Raw genomic sequence first — 18,540 nt, 5'->3', positions numbered from 1 at the left:
AGCCCCTCCGGGATCTTGACGCGACGGGTGATCGACGTGTCGCGTCGAACCTGTGGATAACTTCCGGGGCCACGCTAGTTCGCGGCCCTGTCGGAGCAAAATCCACTGTAGGACTCGGTCGCGTGTCTTTGCCACGCTTGTGGACAACGCCTGGGGATAATGGGCGGTCGCGGTTTCGGTTTGAGTTAACGCCCCGCGCGACGTAGCCTTAGTCGGTTGACTTATGCCTATACGGCAGTCCCGACCCCCGTCCCCGGCAGAAGAGCATCGGGCGACATCACCTCCGGAGTGACCCATGAGCAAGCGCACCTTCCAGCCCAACAACCGTCGTCGTGCCAAGAAGCACGGCTTCCGCGCCCGCATGCGTACGCGTGCCGGCCGTGGCATCCTGGCCGCACGTCGCGCCAAGGGCCGCACCGAGCTCTCGGCCTGACGGACCCGGTGCTCGCGAAGCCGAACCGACTCACTCGCGGATCGGACTACAAAGCCACGGTCCGACGGGGTACTCGCTGTGCCGGAGCGCACACCGTGACGTACGTCGGGATCTCGGCTGAGACCGATTCGCCCCGGTTCGGCTTCATCGTGAGTCGCCAGGTCGGCTCCGCGGTCACCCGCAATACCATTCGCCGCCGCCTCAAGGCGGTGTGCGCCGAGGCGCTCCCGTCTGTTCGAGGGGGCGCCTCGATCGTCATCCGCGCACTGCCGTCGGCAGCGACCGTCGACTATTCGACGCTTCGTGCCGAAGTGGTGCGATGCCTCGAGCGAAAAGCATCGGTATGAGTGCTTCTACTCTCCCGACCTCGTCCACGGGGACCGGACGGCTCACTGTCGACGGCGTCGTGGCATCCGTGCCGCTCCTCCCCCGCAATGCGGGGCTGGCACTGCTGCACGCGTATCGAGCGACGATCTCGCACGTCTACGGCGACGTGTGCAAGTACTACCCGTCCTGCTCCGCCTATTCGGTGGGTGCCGTACAGCAGCATGGACTCGTGAAGGGTATCGCGTTCACCGCGGCCCGTCTCGCACGCTGTCATCCCTGGGCTCAGGGTGGCATCGACGACGTCCGTCCTCATCGGGCCTTCCGCCACGAACTCACTCGGCACGGATTCGTCGTGCCCTCCCGAAAGGACTGATCGTGCAATTCGATCTCATTGGGACCATCCTCTGGCCACTGAAGTGGGTGGTCGAACTCGTGCTGGTGGGGTGGCACGCTCTCTTCACGGCGTTGGGCATGGCCCCCGCGGCCGGTCTGACCTGGGTGCTGTCGATCGTCGGCCTGGTACTCATCGTGCGCGCCGCTCTGATCCCGCTCTTCGTGAAGCAGATCAAGAGCCAGCGCAAGATGATGGAGATCGCCCCTGAGCTGCGCAAGGTGCAGGAGAAGTACAAGGGCAAGCGCGACCAGCTCTCCCGTGAGGCGATGAGCCGCGAGACCATGGCGCTGTACAAGAAGCACGGTACGACGCCGGTTTCGAGCTGCCTGCCCCTTCTGGTGCAGATGCCGATCTTCTTCGCCCTCTTCAGCGTGTTGAACGACGTGTCGAAGCACGCCGCCAGCGGCATCGGCGGCGTGGGTCTGCTCACGCCGGAGCTCACGACCGAGTTCTACGACGCACGCCTTTTCGACGTGGCATCCATGCACGTCAACCTCGTCACGGCGTGGGGCCAGTCGGACGGCCAGGTGACCGTCGCGATCCTGCTGACGCTCGTCGTACTCATGATCGGCTCGCAGTTCTTCACCCAGCTGCAGATCATCTCGAAGAACCTGTCGCCCGAGGCCAAGATCGGTCAGGCGTACCAGATGCAGAAGATCATGCTGTACATCCTGCCGCTGGCCTTCATCTTCTCGGGTGTGTTCTTCCCGCTCGGTGTCGTCATCTACTGGTTCGTCAGCAACCTGTGGACGATGGTCCAGCAGTTCGTGGTCATTCGCGAGATGCCGACTCCCGGTTCCGACGCGGCGAAGGCGCGGGAAGAGCGCTTGGCGCGGAAGGGCAAGGCCATCGATTCGTCGGGCAAGGTCGTGCCCATCGAGAAGTACCGCGCCGAGCAGCAGCGGCTCCTCGAAGAGGCCGAGAAGGCCCGCGCGGCCCAGCCCAAGCGCCAGCAGCCGGTCGGCAAGCAGCGGGCGAAGAAGCAGCAGTCCACGAAGAACACCGGTGCCGCGGGCGGATCCGCCGGCACAGCCGGCTCCGCACCCGCCTCCTGAGAACCGGAGATCACGATGACGACATCCGATCAGATCGCACCCGAGCACACGGCCGCCACGGTGGAGCAGCTCGAGCAGGAAGGCGATATCGCCGCCGACTACCTCGAGGGTCTTCTCGACATCGCCGACATCGACGGTGACCTCGCTATGGACGTGCGCGCAGGCCGCGCGTACGTCTCGGTCGAGGCCGAAGATGCAGCCGCACTGTCGACGCTGTCGCACCCCGACACCGTGCAGGCCCTCCAGGAGCTCACGCGTCTTGCGGTGCAGAACTCGACGGGCCGATTCTCGCGGCTCATCCTCGATATCGGTGGCTCCCGTGATGCGCGTCAGCGCCAGCTCGAGAACCTCGTCGACCGGGCGATCGCGCGTCTCGACGAGGGTGCGTCGCAGGCGTCGCTCCCGGCGATGTCGAGCTACGAACGCAAGCTGGTGCACGACATCGCGGCCGATCGCGGCTTCTCGTCCGAATCGTTCGGTGAGGGCGCTGACCGTCACACCGTGCTTCGCCGCGGCTGAGTCTCGGGATGCCGGAACAGCTCGAGGCAGAGCCGAGTGCAGCGCTGACGCTGTTCGGCGACAACATCGAGAAGGCCCGTCGCTTCACCGAGAACCTGGCCCTGTACGGGGAGCAGCGCGGTCTCATCGGCCCGCTCGAGGTCCCGCGACTCTGGACGCGTCACATTCTCAACAGTGCGATCGCTGCGCCGTACTTCGCGGGTCGCGCGGTCGACGTGGGCTCGGGCGCCGGGCTGCCCGGGCTCGTGCTGGCCATCGCGCGGCCGGACGTCGAGTGGACGCTCATCGAACCCATGGAGCGTCGCACGGCCTGGTTGTCGGAGCAGGTCGGTGAGCTCGAGCTCGAGAACGTGACCGTTGCACGCATGCGCGGCGAGGAGTGGAGCGAGGGGCGCGTGTTCGATGTCGCGACGGCGCGCGCTGTGAGCGCGCTGCGGACTCTGCTTCCGTTCACCGCTCCCCTGGTGCGTCCCGGCGGGCGTCTCGTCTTCCTGAAGGGCGCCAACGTCGGAGCGGAGGTCGAGGCGGCCGCGAAGCAGGTGCGCAAGTACGGCCTCACCGATGTATCGATCGAGGTCGTCGGCGAGGGCGTGCTCGACGAGCCAACACGGGTCTTCCTCGCCACGCTCGGTCGCTGAGTGAGGCATGTGCACATACGGCATGTGCTTTGGCGCTTTATCTATGTTTTTCCTATGCACGTGAAAGTTCTCTACTCGTGGGTGGAAACGTCGCTGACGTCGATCTCAGCAACCTTCAGAGCATCGAGAACAGCACCGCGCAGCACGCGAGGGTGACGAGGTCGATCGGAGTGGGTCGTGCCGCCCGGTCGCGTTGTCTCGATATGGGGCGCGGGGTGCAGTGCCGAACGGGAGCTCGGCAAGAAGTGCCGTTGTGAGAAGGCGGTAGAGGCTGCGATCGACGCGTGACCAGATGGCTCGCGCATCGGTGGCACCTATGCTGTCTGCTTCGGTGCCGTGACGTCTTGGTCGTCGAATCCGGGGCTCCGAAAGACTTCGGCGCGTCCGTCGGAATGTGACCCTGGCGTGGCGGGAGGCCGTTTTCGAGCTCGGCAGGTTCGTTCGCTGGCGGTGAGTGATGTGTGCGCTCCGCGCCGTTCAGGTGACGTGTACGGGGCGGCCGGCCGGCCCGGGACCACGTGCCGGGTGTGCAGGACATGAGTTTCACGTGAAACGGTTTCGCGGCAGTTGCATCCCGGGGGGCTCGGGCGCTGCGATACGCCGGGGCGGGTTCGGCCACGACGGACGTTCTCTGGTCACGCGTGGAACGAGTGGGCTGAACGACGATTGTCGTCTCGTCACCGAAGCCCTCGGCCGGTACCCGCGGAGGTCGCTGACCTTCGGCTCCCAGCGTGATCGGGTTCGTTCGGCGTGGCTTCGTCGCGCGCTAGCGAGCCGTGGTGCGCTTCGCGTCAGGATCGACCGCCACGGCGGAGGTAAAGCACCCGCGAGCGCTCTCGCGCTCTACTTCGAGTCTGGGACGCGCGCGAGACCACGGGAGTTCGCTCGTGCGTAGGCGTAGATGTCCGCGTGATCCGCACGCACGTCTAGCCTTGTTCGGGCTCAAGAGAGACCGACGGCTCTCCCCCACTCGCACGGCGGCCTCCTTCCATAGCGCGCTCAAGAGCGCACACGTCTGCAGGGTGAGAGAGGCTCCTGCACGACGTGCCCGGCACGTACTCGCGATCCCTGGAACGACAGGGGTGGGCAGCTCTCGCAACGATCACGGCGCACATCGGGCTGTGTCGCGCGTCGGGTCCCCTGCCGGGCACTGAGCCGACCGCCCGGGTGCTTGGTGGCGGGGTGCGGGAGTCGCACGACACAGTCACTGTTCCAGCGTCTGCGGGGCGGGGTGACGTCGTGGTCGACCCGCGACCAGGGGCCTACGGGCAGCACCGATACGCGATCGTCGAGCGGTTCATCTGAGCGAGCCGGCTGGTGGGTGGCGGCGCTCTCCGTTCCGTCTGATGTCGGCGGTGACAGTCGCATCAGCTCGGTCCGATGCACGGGGCGACTGAGATCTTCTCGTTGGCCACACTCAGTGTCACGCGCCCGCATGGAAGGCCGCCCCCCCGACGCGGCTGAGACGGGGCCCTTGGATGGTCGGGCTGCTCGTCGTGGTGAGGCCCGGATGTTCTCTTGCGGTTCGCCTCGTACGGCGGCGAACTCTCAATCGTCGCCCCTGCTTCTACTCCCCTGCTGGCTGATCGTCCACCTGCCGCACAATCCACGCGGCGTTCTCACGTCGGTACGCCGCTTGGTTTCACGTGAAACGTCGCGTTGATCCTGCGGGCGATGATTGCGCCAGTGGTGCGTTCTAGGCCGGCGGGGAAGTCGTGGGTCGACACTGCTCGGATCGTGGGTGCTCCGTGCCCGTTGAGGTAGAGCTTGCGCGATCAATTGCGTCGGCAACCGATGCAGGGCGACGGCAATCTGGGCCGGTTCGGTGTGGCACGTGTTTCACGTGAAACAGCGGAGGCGTGTCGGGTGGTGGCGTGTCTGTCGGTGGGTGCTGAAGGGTGAGCACGCAGCGTCGGATCGTGGGATTGCGCCAACATGGAGAGATGCACGCCGTGTGCCCTAGCGGTCACGAACTCACGGTCATTGTCGCGAGATAGCTGGCGGACAGTCGACCTTTGGGTACTGTTCCTACGGGTTGGGAACACTCGCCTATGTATCATCCGCCACAGGTGTCGCATTCGTATAGGTATCTCGATACTGCGCGAGCGATTGAAGGCGGCGCGTGGCTAGTTCCTCGCTACCCACCTGCTGACGGTCGCGGAGTGCGACACCGCGAGCGGACGCGGTGGCGCCTGAGGAGAGCTGATGAGGGTTTCACGTGAAACACCGCTGCGAAGCGAGGCACTGGGCGATGTCGCGACGTATGTCTCGGGTGGTCCGCCACTGTGGGGCGACCCCCGGCCACTCCGATTACCCACAGATCCCTAGCTTGTCCGTCTACGTAAGTAGACGGTCAGTGCCCCGACGGGCGCGATGCGGACAGCGAGAGGGCGGCGTACTAGCTCGGGATTCGGCCGATGGGAGCTTCGTGCCCTGGGAGTGAGTGTGCGTCACCCCGCGGTGGGCGGGGGCGGCGTACATCGGCGTGGTCACCCGTCGGTGAAGCGGGACTCCCCCGCATCTCGAGCCGCGAGTCAGCGGAGCTCATCACCAGTGATCGGCACCGTTTCACGTGGAACACGCGCCCGCGTGAGGGCTAAGACCTGCACGCCAGCTCCACCTTGACGGGAGAGATGGATAGCTGACCGGCGCCCAAGAAGGGTCTGACGCTGTGTGACATGGAGGGGCTTATCCGGCTCCACGCACGGCAGGCATGTAGCGAGCGGCCTCAGCCGTGGTCATCAGGGCCATCCGCCTTCTACGCCACGATGCAGAAGACCGCGATGTTTTGGACCGGCCGGCGCCGAGGTGTTGGCGCTCAGCTGCTCGCACTGTTCCGCAGTCGAAACCGTGTCGACCCGCGTGCGAGGTGCCGGGGGGAAGTCACGACGATCCACTGTCGTCGCGCGCGTTGAACTGACCCTTAGGGTCCCGCGCCGGCTTGATGGCCACGAGCCTTCTAGGTGGACCGCGAGAAGGTGTGCTTCTGTTCGCGGAGGAGGACGCATCAGTGCTGTTCCCCTACGGCCGATGACCGAAGCATGTGAGACCGCGGCAGGTGAAGCCCGGGCTACACAGCCGATCACCGTTCCGGCCCGGCTCTCATGGGGAGCACCTTCTCTTTCCGACACCTCCGACTGCTGGGCGAGGGTGAACCTGCGCTGGGCAGGGTGACATCGTGAACTGCCAGGCGTCCACGGCACGGCGACACATTGGAGACAGCCGCCTCCGAAGGGACGCCTACTAACTCCTGAGACCTCGACAGCTTGCGCTCAACCTCTTCGATGAGGGTGTCGAGTGCCGTCGGGTCCTGCGGGAGTCCCCAGTCGCTCTTTGGGGTCCAAAGTCGAGTGCCGCTCTCCCCGGCGCTCGTCCACCGAAACGCGGGCAACGTGACCCGAAGCCGGTCGGGACGAGACGAGACGCAGGGCGCGGGTGCAGCTGAACCGTCGGAGTGTGCCCTCGCCAGGTTCCTCGACTGTCGAGAGGCTGCTCGATCGTGACTCCTTGTCCGTCGGCTCCCGTCTACCGTTGTGGAGGCTGGGACCTACTCTCTGCACCTCGACGGAGACGCGGATGGACGCGCGCGGGAAGCGGCCTCTCGCCCTCCCCCGGCGCCCGGCAATTGCCGCCCGCGCGCATCTCGTGGCTAGACCCGACGCGACTTCTCGAAATCGGCACGATCGCCAAGGAGGAATCCAATGCCCCGTCACGAACGTTTCACGTGAAACGCCGGCCATTATGGGGACGCCGTGCAGGGACCCTTCGGGGCGTTGAGGCCACTCGGATGTGAGCGCGGAGCCGCACAGGGGAATCGGCGACGTCGGAGGACGGACGTGCGTACGCTCACCGTCTGCATGTTTCACGTGAAACGTGAATGACCACAGGCGTGTGTGGCAGCGCGTCATCGCCCTCGGTGCGCTTCGCTGGCCGCCTGATGGTGGAGCGCAGGAACTCCCTGCAACGAGCTGGGCGCTCGAGAAGGCCGGGTGAGCCACGATCGACAAGCTTTGAATACACAGCCACGCCAGCGGTCCATCATGAGCGGGCCAGAGCGCGGGTAGACTGAGCGGGTTGCCGAGGGAGAGGTGCGTTTCACGTGAAACAGTCCGATGAGGCGCCCGCGTCGACGTCGTTCGACGACTCCCCCATCGCTCGGGAGATCGCGAATCTCTCGGCGCGCCGGCGCACCCTGGAAGAGACGACCGTGGAGCTGTCGGGTCGCACCCGCGTGTTCACGGTCTCGAACCAGAAGGGCGGGGTGGGTAAGACTACGACCGCCGTTAACATCGCAGCGGCCCTGGTGTCGGTGGGAGCTCGTGTTCTCGTCGTCGACCTCGACCCACAGGGCAACGCGTCCACGGCACTGGGTGTCGCACACAACGCGGACACGCCCAGCGTGTACGACGTCCTCATCGATGAGTTTCCTCTCGCGGACATCATTCAGACCAGTCCGGAGTCCCCGAAGCTGCTGTGCGCACCCAGCACGATCCATCTCGCCGGGGCCGAGATCGAACTGGTATCGCAGGTCGCTCGTGAGCACCGCCTCCGTGGGGCTCTGCGCGACTATCTCGACATCGAGGGCAACCACCTCGATTTCGTCATCATCGACTGCCCTCCCTCCCTCGGCCTTCTGACGATCAACGCATTCACCGCAGCAGACGAGGTGCTCATACCTATCCAGTGCGAGTACTACGCGCTCGAGGGCCTCAGTCAGCTTCTCGGCAGCGTGCAGATGATTCAGAAGCACCTGAACCCCGGTCTTCACGTGTCGACGATCCTGCTGACCATGTATGACGGTCGCACGCGGTTGGCCCAGCAGGTCGCCGAGGAAGTTCGCTCGCACTTCACCGACGAGGTCCTGAACACCGTCATCCCTCGATCCGTGCGCGTCTCTGAAGCCCCGAGCTTCGGGCAGACCGTCATCGCGTACGATGGCCAATCAGCGGGCGCCATCGCCTATCGCGAGGCCGCGGTCGAGATCGTCGCTCGCGACACCACCAAGAAGGGTTCCTGATGGCTAAGAGGACCGGTCTGGGCCGCGGTATCGGCGCCCTCATCCCCACCATGGAGCCGTCCGAGGCGCGTCCCGTCGACGTCTTCTTTCCCGATGGCAACATGAAGAGTTCGGACGCTGCCGCGGAGACCGCCGCTCCGGAGTCGTCCGACGACAACCTCGTCACCGTCCCCGGTGCGCGGCTCGTTCACATCGACCCGAAGTCGATCGTTCCCAACCCACGCCAACCACGCACGAACTTCGACGCGGACGACCTCGCGGAGCTCGTCCACTCCGTCCGCGAGTTCGGAGTCCTGCAGCCGGTCGTCGTCCGGGATAAGGGCGATGGCACGTTCGAGCTGATCATGGGCGAGCGTCGCACCCGCGCCTCGCGCGAGGCGGGACTCGAGACGATTCCTGCCGTTGTCCGCGAGACGGATGATGAGTACCTGCTCCGCGATGCTCTGCTCGAGAACCTTCACCGCTCGCAGCTGAATCCGCTGGAAGAAGCCTCCGCCTATCAGCAGCTGCTGGAGGACTTCGGTATCACGCAGGAGGAGCTCGCAACGCGCATCGGCCGCTCCCGCCCCCAGATCAGCAACACCATTCGCCTGCTCAAGCTACCGGTCGCCGTGCAGCAGCGCGTCGCCGCGGGTGTCCTGAGCGCTGGACATGCTCGTGCCATCCTCTCGTTGGATGACCCCAAAGAGATGCAGAAGCTCGCCGACAAGATCGTCAACGAAGATCTCTCCGTGCGGGCGGCCGAAGCCGCCGCGAAGATGCCGGGCGTCGCCCCCCTCCGCCAGAAGCCCAAGGCAGGATCGCAGCGATCGGGTCTGGATGCCATCGCCAATCGGCTCGGGGATCGCTTCGATACGAAGGTGCGCGTTTCGCTGAGCGCAACAAAAGGCCAGATCAGCATCGATTTCGCGAGCATTCAGGATCTGAATCGCATCCTCGCCACCCTGGGTGAAGAGGGATACACCGGCTGAGAGGCCTGCCGCTGATGAGCGTCTCCCGGGCAGCGAGCGACTTTCGAGGCCTGGTGTCGGTCCCTCGACGTAACCTGGAATGGTGACAGCGAACGACGACACTCCCCGCCGTCGCGCCAGCCTCGAGCTACTGCGCGCGGAGGCCTCCGACGAACTCGCGGTCCTCATCCACGAGCGCCTGCGCGGTGGAGAAGACCCGTGGGACTTCATGGAGGATCTTCCGAGCGTCGACGAACTGGTCGTGCTCATCCTGCGGGCTGACAACATCTCGGAGAATGGCGGCGTCCGACCGACCCGCGCGCGCAACTACCGCGTGCTCCGACAGATCGCTCTCGACTACCCCGCCCTCACGAAGGCTGTGTGGCGCATTCTGGGCGAAGAAGAGCCACACCGCCGCTGGGACGCCAGCGTTCGTCTCGACGTCTCCTGAGGGGCGCTCACGGTCCCTCAGAGACATTCGTGCCTCTTCTCGTACCACGGGCGCTGTCTTCCCTCCCGGGCCCCGACTCCGCGGTTCATTCGAGGTCATGGCGCAACGGCTTCGACAGCGGGGGGAGCCCCCGCGCTCCGGCGTTCGACGCCGCCCTGCACACGTCGTCAGAGGCGGCCATACCTGTGATCGTCGTGACGAGCCCGGCACCCACAACGCAAACGTCCCCGGCACCATACGGCACCGGGGACGTTCACACGGCAGGTCTTAGCCGAGGAAAGCGGCGAGATCCTGCTCGAGAGCGTACTTGGGCTTCGCGCCGATGATGGTCGTCTTGACCTCACCGCCGTGGAAGACCTTCATCGCGGGGATGGAGGTGATCTGGTACTTCATCGCGAGGTCGGGGTTCTCGTCGACGTTGAGCTTGAGGACGGTGATCTTGCCCGCGTTCTCGTTCTGGATCTCGTCGAGGACGGGAGCGACCATGCGGCACGGGCCGCACCACTCGGCCCAGAAGTCTACGAGAACGGGTCCGTCGGCCTGCAGGACGTCCTGCTCGAACGTTGCGGAGGTCGTCGCCTTGGCAGTCATTGCATTTCTCCTTAGATGAAAGCGTCAGTTCGTGAAAACGCCGGTGAGCGCGGTTTTGTTCCTCAGACGACCGCGGCGTCGGGGAGTCCCTCGATGGGGCTCTCGGCGACGGCGGGCTCGCCGGCCTCACCGCGCGCGGCGAGGAAGTGCTCCACGTCGAGAGCCGCGACCGTTCCGCTGCCCGCGGCCGTGATCGCCTGGCGATAGGTCGGGTCGATGACGTCACCGGCGGCGAACACGCCGTCGACCGAGGTGCGCGACGAACGGCCGTCGACCCAGATGGTGCCCTGGTCGGTGAGCTGCAGCTTGTCGTGCACGAGGTGCGTGCGCGGGTCGTTGCCGATCGCGACGAACAGACCGTCGAGGGGCAGCTCACGGGTCGAGTCGTCGACGGTCGAGCGCAGACGCACGCCGTTGACCGCGTCCTCACCGAGGATCTCGTCGACGGCGCTGTTCCAGATGAACTCGATCTTGGGGTTCGCGAAGGCGCGCTCCTGCATGATCTTCGACGCGCGGAGCGAGTCCTTGCGGTGGATGATGTAGACCTTCGACGCGAACTTGGTCAGGAAGTTGGCCTCTTCCATCGCCGAATCGCCACCGCCGACCACGGCGATCGTGCGGTCGCGGAAGAAGAAGCCGTCACACGTGGCACACCACGAGACCCCACGGCCGGAGAGGCGATCTTCCCCCTCGAGTCCGAGCTTGCGGTAGGCCGAGCCGGTCGCGTAGATGAGCGAGACTGCTTCTTCGACCTTGCCGCTGCCGAGCGTGATCTTCTTGACGGGGCCGTCGAGCTCGAGCGACACGACGTCGTCGTACAGCACCTGGGCACCGAAGCGCTCGGCCTGCGCCTGCATCTTGGCCATGAGGTCGGGGCCCTGGATGCCGTCGGGGAACCCGGGGAAGTTCTCGACCTCGGTCGTGTTCATGAGGTCGCCGCCGGCTTCGACGGAGCTCGCGACGACGAGGGGCTCGAGGTTGGCTCGGGCAGCGTAGATGGCGGCCGTGTATCCGGCCGGGCCCGATCCGATGATGATGACGTGACGCACGGTTGCGCCTTCCTCTCGTTGATTCCGTCGGATGAAACCCATGGTAGCCGCGGGGTATTCCGCAGCGCCGGGGCTAGCGCTTGGGGAGGAACCGCCGACCGAGCGCGAGCGCCGGGGCGAGTTCGGGAGTGCGGAAGAGGGCCAGGATGCCGATGTACACGGCGAGGACGACGATGCCCAGCACCGCGGCACCGGCGATACCGGCCCCGACGCTGCTCGTCATCCATCCTTCGGGTCCGCCCAGGAGAAGCAGGGTCCCCCATCCGGCGGCGGCGGCGGGAATCGCAGCCAGGGCGAAGCGTCCGAGCGCGGGGAGCCATGAGCCCGTGCCGATGCCGGAGAGCCGTCGACGGAGCAGGATCGTCGCGACGATCACCTGCACGATGCTGGCGAACGACTGGGTGAGGGCGACGCCGGCAGCCAGTTCCGACCGGTCGATGACCGCACCGGCCGCGAGAGCACCGCCCGCGACGAGCGCACACTGCAGCAGGGTGAAGAAGAACGGCGTGCGGGTGTCGTTGTAGGCGTAGAACGTCCGCTGGATGACGAACAGAACTGCGAGCGGCACCAGGCACACGAGGAAGGACCACAGCACCGGGGCCGCCGCGAGGGCCTCCTCCGGCCCGTTGGTGAAGATGCGGCTTGCGGGGACCGCCGCGACCGCGAGTGCCGCCGTGGCGGCGACGATGAAGAACCCGAGGGTTCGGATGCTGCGCGCGATGTCGGCCCGCACCTCGTCGTCGCGTCCGGCCGCGGCGTGCTCGCTGAGCTGCGTGAAGTAGGGCGTTCCGATCGAGAGCACGATGATCGAGTACGGCAGCATGAACAGCAACCAGGCGTTCTGCGAGGCGAAGATCGCGGGGTCGTTGCCGGAGGCCCCGGAGAGCACGTTGGATTGCACGATGCCCGCCAACTGGCCGGCGACCACCATGAGGAAGGTCCAGCCGGCGAGCCGGCTGATGTGCCGGAGCCCCACACCCTTCCACTGGAAGTCGGGTCGGAGCGTCAGACCCGCGCGACGCCAGAAGAACATCAGAACGACCGTCTGCACGACGATCCCACCCGTCGCCGTGGCCGCGAGCAGGGTGATCATCGACGGGGTCCACGCGCCCACGTTCTCTTGCGGACCGCCGAACAGCAGGATGAACGCCCCGAAACCCGCGATCGACACGACGTTGTTGACGATCGGCGCCCACGTGTACGGGCCGAAGACGCGCCGGGCGTTGAGGATCTCGCCCAGCAGCGCGTACAGCCCGTAGAAGAAGATCTGCGGCAGGCACCAGTAGGCGAAAGCGGTCGAGAGCGCGAGCTGGTCCCCGGTGAACTTGCTCGCGTAGACCTGCACGAGGAGCGGGGCGGCGATCATCGCGAGAGCGGTGGCGCCCAGCAGACCGACGGTGCCCAGGGTGAACAGTTTGGAGATGAAGGCCTGTCCCCCATCGGCGTGCGCGGCGGCCTTCACGATCTGCGGGACGACCACGGCGGTCAACAGGCCGGTCGAGATGATCGCGTAGATGTTGTTCGGGAGCTGGTTCGCGACGGCGAAGGCGTCACCCGCTCTGCTCTGCGAACCGATGGCCGCGACGAGCACGATGGTGCGCAGCACCCCGCTCACGCGGGACGCGATGGTCCCGGCTCCGATGAGCACGCTGGCCCGTCCGATACTGCTCACGGGCGTGTCTCCTGCTCGGTCTCCGACGCGGTCGCGCGGGGTGTCTGGTCGTCGTGCTCGAAGTCCTCGGCGTCTTCCGCGGGGCTGCGCCCGTCGGCATCCGGATCTTTCAGGACGATCCCGTCCGCGGGCTCGTCGTCGTGAGGGGTCTGAGGTGCGGCTTCTTCGGCACGCAAGCGGCGTCGACGGGCGACCGTGCGCACCACTCCGAGGCTCAGGAAGCCGACGATGAGGGCGATGACCACCACGATGCCGATGTTCTCCCACTCGGCGCGCACCTCGACGTCGACCGCCTGAGGCGAACCGATCGGCACGCCCGTGGGGCTGAAGAGCTGCAGGTCGACGCTGACCTCGCCGTTGGCGATGCGGGCTTCGACGGGGACCTCGACGCGGGTGTTGGCGGAGGCCTGGGCGTCGATGGTCGTGTGGTCTTGGACGCGAAGCCGCACGTCGTTGGTGCGGACCGCCATGACGACGGTGATCGGCCAGGGCAGATCGTTGCGCACCCACGGCCGCAGCGGGGCGCTGGAGCTGACCAGGCGGAAGTCGGACGACAGGATGCCGACGGAGTCGAGCGTCGTGCGCGTGGCGTCGCGGTGGTCGGAGACGGCCTGGCGGGCGGCATCCCCCGTCCACGAGACGTTCGTGACCTGCAGGACCTCGGCGCGTTCGCGCCCGGTCAGGAGCTCGGGCTGGTCGAGGATCGAGGCGAAGCGGTCGATGCTCTGTTCGTCGCCGAGGAGGTTGCGGACCTCTTCGACACGGGCGGCGTCGACGGTCGGGGCGGTGAGGGAGACCTCGGATGCCGGGAGGGCAGCCACCGTACGCAGCGTCGAGGCCGTGAAGCCCGGCGCTGTCGCGGCGAGGCCCAGGGTCGCGCGCAGGCTCACACGAGAGCGGTCGGTGCCCCGGTCGAGGACGGCGAGCACCGGCTGGTCGCCGGTGGCGGCGCGTGCGATGGAGAGATACGCCTGGGCGGCCGCCAACGAGGCTCCGCGCCGGGTGCTGTCGTTCTGCCCCGCCGCGTCGGCGAGGGCACGCGAGACCTCGGCGTCGTAGACCGGGGTGGACACCCCTCCGACGCGGGCGGAGGCCTGCCGGCCGCCGCCCGAGACGCTCGTCGACGGGATGAGGACGTGGGTGGGGTCATCGGTGCTGCCGAGGGCGCCCAGGGCGGCGACGGTATCCGAACCCGCGGATCCGGTGGCAGGCCAGTAGACGTGGGGGGTGGCGACTCCGATGTCGAGCAGCGTCGACAGGGACGGGTAGGTCGGCTGGCCGGGCGTCGTGCTCGGGGCGGGTTCGGGAGTCGACACCGCCGAGACGGCCGGCGCCGGCTGCACGAAGTCGGCCGCGGTCATGTAGTTCTGCAGCGATGTGGGGGTCAGCGGGGCCGTCAGCCCGGCGTGCAGCTGAGCCGCGACGTCGGAGTCGCCGAACTGCAGGGCGAACCGGTCGTTGGGGAGGGCCATCAGACGCTGGAGCCACGACACCGCGGTGGGCGGGGCCGCGGAGCCGAGCACGCGGATCGCGGCGGGGATGGCGGGGTCGACCGCCAGGGTCGCGGCCGTACCGTCGACCGCGTCGAGCTGCGCCGAAAGCGCGCCGTCGACAGCGGTGAGCTCGGCCAGTTCGTTCGCCGTGAGCAGGCCGCGGGTGAGGGGGGCCGCCTTGATGGGCACGACGAGGGCGATCGGGGTCTGCGCGCCCGTCTCGGCGGGGACGACGACGACGCTGGGTGCGGTCAGTCCCCCGCTCGTCGCGAGCACCGGGTAGACCCCGGCGCCCCGGTTCGCGAGGGCCGGGTCGTTACCGAGCGCCGTGAGCGTCGTGGTGGATTGCGAGCCGGAGGCCGCGGCATCCAGGGTTCCCGTGGCGACCTGCTGAAGCGTCACGCCGGCGGCATCACCGCTGAGCCATCGGTCTATCGCGGCGTCGTCGGCGAGAGGGGCGGCACCGAGGGACAGGGCCACGGGCCCCGCGGACGCCGGCGAGGTTCCGGCGGCGACGCTGACGACGACCGAGAGGGCTTCGCCGGGGCGCAGGATGCCGTTCGCTGCGGGAGCGGCGGTGAGCACCGACGGCGATGTCGAGGCGGATGGCGACGGGCTGGGCGTGGCCGCGGAGGCGGTCGTGACCGGCAGTGCGATGCCCGCGACGATGGCCCCGGCGGCCAGGGTCGCCAGGAGCCGGCGCGTGAGGGAGCGCCGCGGCACGGGTGCGCCCGAAGGCTGGGAGGTCACGGTCATACGATCGTCGGTGGAACGAGGGGGCCTCGCACCGCCTGCGAGTCTAGGCCCGCGTACCTACAAGCCCCCCGATAGCCTCGCGCAGACGGTTGAATGGACCGGTGCTCCCCGAACCCGATCCCCAGCTGTGCCAGGCCCTCGCCGACGACCTCCGCGCGGCGGGCTACACGAGCGCCGCCCTCCGCGACGCGTGGGGAACACAGGCCGACGACGCCGTCGCCCGCGGGCTCCGTCGACCCGCTACCCGGGCCCTGGGCGATCGCGGCGACGCCCTCGCCGTGCTGGGCCGCCTGTGGGGGCTCGGGCTGCCCGTCCCCCGCGGTGACGCCGAGGCGGCTCTTCCCACCCTGCGCGTCGACGGGGCTGCGGCCCTCGGTCTGTTGGAGATCTCGGGGGATGCCGTGACTCCGGCGGTGCTCGTGAGGCCTCAGGCCTTCGCCGACGACGAGGGTGAGGTCGAATGGTGGATCGCCAGCGACCTCGATGAAGCAGCCCTCGAGGGTCCTCTTCCCGAGGACCATGTGCTCGGCGTCGGCGGGGCGTCACAGACACTCGCGCGCCTTCAGCTCACCCGTCGCGCGCGCTCTGCCCTCGACATCGGCACGGGCTGCGGCATCCAGGCCCTTCGACTCCGCCGGCTCGTCGATCGCGTCGTCGCGACGGACATCTCCGAGCGCGCCCTGCGCTTCACCCGCCTCAACGCCCTCGTGAACGGGGTGGACGGGATCGAGACCCGCCTGGGCTCCCTGTTCGAGCCCGTCGCCGGTGAGACCTTCGACCGAGTGGCATCCAATCCCCCGTTCGTCATCACGCCGCGGGTCGCGGGGGTGCCCGCGTACGAGTACCGCGACGGGGGGATGGAGGGCGACTCGCTCGTCGCATCGGTCATCTCGGGTGTCGGGGAGCACCTCGCGCCCGGTGCGGTGGCGCAATCGCTCGGCAACTGGGAGTACCGCTGGGGCGAGTCGGGGCTCGACCGCGTGCGGGGATGGGTCGGACCGTCGCTCGACGCGTGGGTGATCGAGCGCGAGGTGCTCGACCCCCTCGCCTACGCCGAGCTGTGGGTGCGCGACGGCGGCACGGTGCCCGGCACTCCCGCCTACGCGCGTCTGATCGACGCCTGGCTCGACGATTTCGCCCGGCGCGGAGTCACGGGCGTCGGCTTCGGGTACGTGCTGCTGCGTCGACCTCTCGCCGGTGGACCCACGCTCGCGCGCTACGAGCGCGTCTCGGGTGGCGGGGAATCGGCGTTCGGGCCGCACCTGTCGGCATCCCTCGCCGCGCACGACCGTGCGGCCCTGCTCGACGACGAGGACGTGGCCGCGAGCGTGCTGCGCGTCGCCCCCGACGTCACCGAGGCGCGTCATCACCGCCCGGGTGAGGAGGACCCCTCGGTCATCGAGCTGCGTCAGGGCGGCGGCTTCGCGCGCACGCTCGAGGTCGACCCGGGTCTGGCGGCGCTCGTCGGCGCCTGCGACGGTGACCTGCCGGTGGGCTCCCTCGTCGATGCGATCGCGCAGTTGATGGAGGTGGATGCCGCGGCCCTGCGCGCTGATCTGCTGCCGCGCGTGCGCGAGCTGCTGGTGACGGGCTTCTTGGGTTTCGCCGACGATTGATCCGGCCCCCGCTCGGTGGCGTTCCGCGGCCCCGGATAGGCTCGAAGGCATGCTGAACATGGCTGAGGGTCTCGCGCGCCTCGAGGAGCTCGCCGCGCATCCCGTGGTCGCCACGCTCGCTCGCGTGTTCGCCGAGGCCGGTCGTGATCTGGCCATCGTGGGGGGGCCCGTGCGCGACGCTCTGCTCGGCCGCGTCACCCACGACTTCGATTTCACGACCGACGCCCGCCCCGACGAGATCCTCGCGCTGGTGAAGCCCGTCTCGTCGGTGCAGTGGGATGTGGGCCGGGCCTTCGGCACGATCGGCGCCCGGGTGAAGGGCGAACAGGTCGAGATCACCACCTACCGCGCGGACAGCTACGACGGCGTCACCCGCAAGCCCACCGTCGAGTTCGGGGACACCCTCGAGGCCGACCTGAGCCGCCGCGACTTCACGGTCAACGCGATGGCTCTCCGGGTTCCGGCCCGCACCCTCGTCGACCCCACCGGCGGCGTCGAAGACCTGGTCGCGGGGCGTCTGCGCACCCCCATCGACCCGGCCGTGAGCTTCGGCGACGACCCGCTGCGCATGCTGCGCGGGGCTCGCTTCTCGTCTCAGCTCGACTTCGCCGTCGACCCCGACACCCTCGACGCCGTCCGCGAGCTGCGCGGTTCGCTGCAGATCGTCAGCCCCGAGCGGGTGCAGGCGGAACTCGTACGGCTCCTGCAGACCGATGACCCCGTGCGCGGCATCCGGGTGCTCGTCGAGACCGGACTGATCGAGGAGTTCCTGCCCGAGGTGCCCGCGCTGCGCCTCGAGGTCGATGAGCACCACCACCATAAAGACGTCTACGAGCACTCGCTCACGGTGCTGCGCCAGGCGATCGCGCTCGAGAAGCAGCGTCACCCGGATGCCGCACCCGACGTGCCCCTGCGCCTGGCAGCGCTGCTGCACGACATCGGCAAGCCCGCCACCCGTCGCCTTGAAGCGGGCGGTGGAGTGACGTTCCACCACCATGACATCAAGGGCGCGCGCATGGCGCGCAAGCGTCTGCAGGCCCTCCGCTTCGACGCCGCGACCACGACCGTCGTCGCCCGCCTGGTCGAGCTCCACCTGCGCTTCTTCGGCTACGCCGAGGGAGCGTGGACGGATGCCGCGGTCCGCCGCTACGTGCGCGATGCGGGCGACGAGCTCGAACGTCTGCACATCCTCACGCGTGCCGACGTGACCACCCGCAACAAGCGGAAGGCCCAGCGCCTGGCATCCGCGTACGACGACATCGAGGCCCGCATCGCGGCGCTCCGCGAGCAGGAGGAGATCGACTCGATCCGCCCCGAGCTCGACGGCAACCGCATTCAACAGGTGCTCGGGTTGAAGCCGGGTCGCGAGGTGGGCGAGGCGTATCGCTTCCTGCTCGACCTGCGACTCGACGAGGGCGTGCTCGGCGAGGACGAAGCCGAGAAGCGCCTGCGGGAGTGGTGGGCGGCGCGGGGCTGAACCGGGGCCAGGCTTCCCGCCGGTGGGCGGGACCGTCGCGCGGAGTTCGTCGGTGACACGCCGACGATGACACGCCGACGGTGACGGGCCGTCGGCGGCGGG

At 67.9% G+C, this 18,540-nt stretch carries 15 protein-coding genes; 11 read left to right on the top strand and 4 right to left on the bottom strand.

Features of this window, described 5'->3' with window-relative positions:
* The first annotated feature begins 295 nt into the window (after positions 1-295).
* The 9 genes from rpmH (at position 296) to NE358_RS16875 (ending at position 9,784) form a co-directional block, all read left to right on the top strand.
* Positions 296-433 carry a 50S ribosomal protein L34 gene (gene rpmH, locus NE358_RS16915; protein WP_013584598.1) on the top strand — a complete coding sequence of 46 codons (138 nt, stop codon included), beginning with the start codon at positions 296-298 and terminating at the stop codon, positions 431-433.
* Between the two features lie 8 nt (positions 434-441).
* Positions 442-780, top strand: a complete 339-nt coding sequence (rnpA, locus tag NE358_RS16910; protein WP_103207457.1) for a ribonuclease P protein component — start codon at positions 442-444, stop codon at positions 778-780.
* The gene (gene yidD / locus NE358_RS16905; protein WP_141377060.1) at positions 777-1,133 is read left to right on the top strand and encodes a membrane protein insertion efficiency factor YidD; all 357 of its coding nucleotides are present in this window, start codon (positions 777-779) and stop codon (positions 1,131-1,133) included. Before rnpA ends, yidD begins: the two co-directional genes overlap by 4 nt.
* A gap of 2 nt (positions 1,134-1,135) precedes the next feature.
* Positions 1,136-2,209 (top strand): membrane protein insertase YidC, encoded by a 1,074-nt coding sequence (gene yidC, locus NE358_RS16900; protein WP_289940247.1) that lies wholly within the window; start codon positions 1,136-1,138, stop codon positions 2,207-2,209.
* Between the two features lie 15 nt (positions 2,210-2,224).
* Complete coding sequence (locus NE358_RS16895; RefSeq protein ID WP_103207461.1) at positions 2,225-2,728, top strand: Jag family protein; 504 nt, start codon at positions 2,225-2,227, stop codon at positions 2,726-2,728.
* An 8-nt stretch (positions 2,729-2,736) separates the two neighbouring features.
* Positions 2,737-3,366: a 16S rRNA (guanine(527)-N(7))-methyltransferase RsmG gene (rsmG, locus tag NE358_RS16890; RefSeq protein WP_103207464.1), complete on the top strand. Its 630-nt coding sequence runs from the start codon at positions 2,737-2,739 to the stop codon at positions 3,364-3,366.
* A 4,099-nt stretch (positions 3,367-7,465) separates the two neighbouring features.
* Entirely contained in the window at positions 7,466-8,383 is a 918-nt protein-coding gene (locus NE358_RS16885; protein ID WP_141377062.1) for a ParA family protein, read from the top strand.
* Positions 8,383-9,354 carry a ParB/RepB/Spo0J family partition protein gene (locus NE358_RS16880; protein ID WP_289940244.1) on the top strand — a complete coding sequence of 324 codons (972 nt, stop codon included), beginning with the start codon at positions 8,383-8,385 and terminating at the stop codon, positions 9,352-9,354. Before NE358_RS16885 ends, NE358_RS16880 begins: the two co-directional genes overlap by 1 nt.
* Positions 9,355-9,436: 82 nt before the next feature.
* A complete protein-coding gene (locus tag NE358_RS16875) occupies positions 9,437-9,784 on the top strand; it encodes a tryptophan synthase subunit alpha (RefSeq protein ID WP_378712970.1) in 348 nt (115 codons plus the stop codon).
* A 267-nt stretch (positions 9,785-10,051) separates the two neighbouring features.
* Here the strand turns inward: NE358_RS16875 and trxA are convergent, their stop codons facing one another.
* The 4 genes from trxA to NE358_RS16855 all read right to left on the bottom strand — a co-directional run bounded on the left by trxA (position 10,052) and on the right by NE358_RS16855 (position 15,339).
* The gene (gene trxA, locus NE358_RS16870) at positions 10,052-10,375 is read right to left on the bottom strand and encodes a thioredoxin (protein ID WP_103207476.1); all 324 of its coding nucleotides are present in this window, start codon (positions 10,373-10,375) and stop codon (positions 10,052-10,054) included.
* Between the two features lie 62 nt (positions 10,376-10,437).
* Positions 10,438-11,424: a thioredoxin-disulfide reductase gene (gene trxB / locus NE358_RS16865; protein WP_141377065.1), complete on the bottom strand. Its 987-nt coding sequence runs from the start codon at positions 11,422-11,424 to the stop codon at positions 10,438-10,440.
* Positions 11,425-11,497: 73 nt separating this feature from the next.
* The gene (gene murJ / locus NE358_RS16860) at positions 11,498-13,096 is read right to left on the bottom strand and encodes a murein biosynthesis integral membrane protein MurJ (RefSeq protein ID WP_289940243.1); all 1,599 of its coding nucleotides are present in this window, start codon (positions 13,094-13,096) and stop codon (positions 11,498-11,500) included.
* Positions 13,093-15,339, bottom strand: a complete 2,247-nt coding sequence (locus NE358_RS16855; RefSeq protein ID WP_289940242.1) for a DUF6049 family protein — start codon at positions 15,337-15,339, stop codon at positions 13,093-13,095. Before NE358_RS16855 ends, murJ begins: the two co-directional genes overlap by 4 nt.
* 107 nt (positions 15,340-15,446) lie before the next feature.
* Between NE358_RS16855 and NE358_RS16850 the strand changes: the two genes are divergently transcribed.
* The gene (locus tag NE358_RS16850) at positions 15,447-16,961 is read left to right on the top strand and encodes a DUF7059 domain-containing protein (RefSeq protein WP_141377071.1); all 1,515 of its coding nucleotides are present in this window, start codon (positions 15,447-15,449) and stop codon (positions 16,959-16,961) included.
* A gap of 49 nt (positions 16,962-17,010) precedes the next feature.
* Complete coding sequence (locus tag NE358_RS16845) at positions 17,011-18,438, top strand: CCA tRNA nucleotidyltransferase (RefSeq protein ID WP_289940241.1); 1,428 nt, start codon at positions 17,011-17,013, stop codon at positions 18,436-18,438.
* The last annotated feature ends 102 nt before the right edge of the window (positions 18,439-18,540 follow it).

The sequence above is a fragment of the Sphingomonas sp. G5 genome (genome assembly GCF_052660795.1).
The sequence above is the reverse complement of the archived record's forward strand: the minus strand, read 5'-3'. Positions and strand labels throughout refer to the sequence as shown.